This window comes from Mycobacterium sp. E735 (assembly GCF_001666955.1).
Classification (GTDB): Bacteria; Actinomycetota; Actinomycetes; order Mycobacteriales; family Mycobacteriaceae; genus Mycobacterium.
Genome location: NZ_LZIX01000176.1, coordinates 1 through 1,823, shown reverse-complemented (window position 1 = coordinate 1,823; position 1,823 = coordinate 1). Strand labels below are relative to the sequence as shown.

The following is a 1,823-nucleotide window of genomic DNA, read 5'->3' as shown; positions in this document are numbered from 1 at the left end:
CAGGCCGACCTCGAGAAGAGCCAGCTGCTGTTGGAGTACCTGGTCAATGCGATCCAGCAACGCCGCCAAAACCCCGGCTCCGACATGCTGTCGCAAGTCATGGCCAGTGACGGTGACTTCACCGATCTGGAACTGCTGGGCATGAGCCACCTGCTGATCCTGGCGGGCCTGGACACGGTGACCGCGGCGATCGGATTCTGCCTGTTCGAGTTGGCGCGCCGGCCACAGCTGCGCGCTTCGCTTCGCGAGAACCCAAGGCAGATCCGGGTTTTCATCGAAGAGATCGTCCGGCTGGAGCCCTCTGCGCCGGTGGCCCCCCGGATCACCACCCAATTCGTCGAAATCGGCGGCATGACGTTGCCGCCCGGCACATCGGTGCGGTTGTGCATGGCCGCGGTCAACCGCGACGAGAGCGACGCCACGTCCGTCAACGAGCTCGTGATGGACGGAAAGGTCCACCGGCACTGGGGGTTTGGGGGCGGACCGCACCGCTGCCTGGGCTCTCATCTGGCGCGGATCGAGCTGACCGTCATCGTCGGAGAATGGCTCAGGCAGATCCCCGACTTCGACGTGCCGGCGGACTACGTCCCCGCGATCAACTACCCGTCGAAGAGTTTCGCGCTCAAAGAATTACCGCTGCGCTGGGGCTGATTCGGCCAGCCCCGGCGCAGCGGTATCCGCCTTACTTGCGCAACTCCGTCGCCGCGACCTGGACGAACACACCGGTGTCCTCGGCCATCAGCAGGCCTCGACCACGGGGCAGCGGCCCACCCTTCATCTTGCCGCGGATGAAGCCCTCGTCCGGGTCGGCGTCCATGACCAGCAGCGGCGCGTTCGCCTGGGCCAGCGCTCGCAACATCGGGTCGCTGCCCGCCGACGACCAACCACCGAAGGTGCGCGTGACGAGCACGTGCAACCCGACGTCGGCGGCCCTGGTCACCCACGGGGCGGCCTTGTGCAGTGGCGAGTCGAAACCTGCCGGCAGCTGCTGGATGTCGTCGACGATCAGGAAGATCTCCGGACCGCTCCACCACGACCGCGACAGCAACTCCTCGGCGGACAGACCCGGCGGCGGCTCGCGTCCGGCCAGGACCGCCGCCAACTCGCCCATCATCGCCTGGACGCCGTCGAGGTTGTAGGCGAATTTCTCGACATAGTCCGGACCCAGCGTGGTCAGCAGCTGGCGCCGCGGGTCCACCAGCCAGACCTGTGCCGACGGCTGGCCGGGCGGCGGCGTGGGCGCGCTGCTGGCTCCCGGCGCGTACAGCCGGCCGATCTCGGACATGATGGTGGCCAGCGTCGTGGTGCGCCCACATTCGCGTCGACCCGTCACCATCAGGTGCGCGTTCTCGGCGAAGTTGAGGTACACCGGCGACAGGTCCAATTCGGAGATGGCCCAAGCGATTCCGCCCGCACCGACGCCCTGTCGCGTGTCCCGTGCGGCCAGCTCGCGCAATTGCTCCACGTCGAACCGCGCCGGGAGGCGGCGCACCGGCGGGGCCTGGCTGCTCGTCAGGCGGCTCACGGCGTCGATGACGCTGTCGGACTCGAAGACGTAGTCAGCTGTGCTCCCGAGCGCGGGGCGGGCCACCAACGTGTGCAGACCGGCCTGTGGGTCGGAATCGAGGCGGACGTAGTTGACCGCGACCATGCCGCGGCCCGGCTTGACCGGAACTTCCTTTGCGAACCGGGACCGCACCAGTTTGGCGTCCTCCACGGCGGCCAGCCGCAGCTCGACCCGGGAGCCGAACCCGCTTCGCACCGGGGGCCGCAGCTCCGATTCGCGATCGGCCGTGACCACCACGTGGACCCCGAACGACGGG

The 1,823-nt window shown here is 68.3% G+C and carries 2 protein-coding genes; one reads left to right on the top strand and one right to left on the bottom strand.

Going from position 1 to position 1,823, the window contains the following annotated elements; all coding sequences use genetic code 11:
* Positions 1-651, top strand: a 651-nt coding sequence (locus tag A5704_RS13955; RefSeq protein WP_156736653.1) for a cytochrome P450, incomplete at its 5' end; no start/stop codon positions are given.
* A gap of 31 nt (positions 652-682) precedes the next feature.
* On the opposite strand, the gene A5704_RS13950 is transcribed toward A5704_RS13955, so the two are convergent.
* Positions 683-1,823 (bottom strand): FtsK/SpoIIIE domain-containing protein (locus A5704_RS13950; RefSeq protein WP_255369127.1); only part of this gene is annotated, 1,141 nt, incomplete at its 5' end.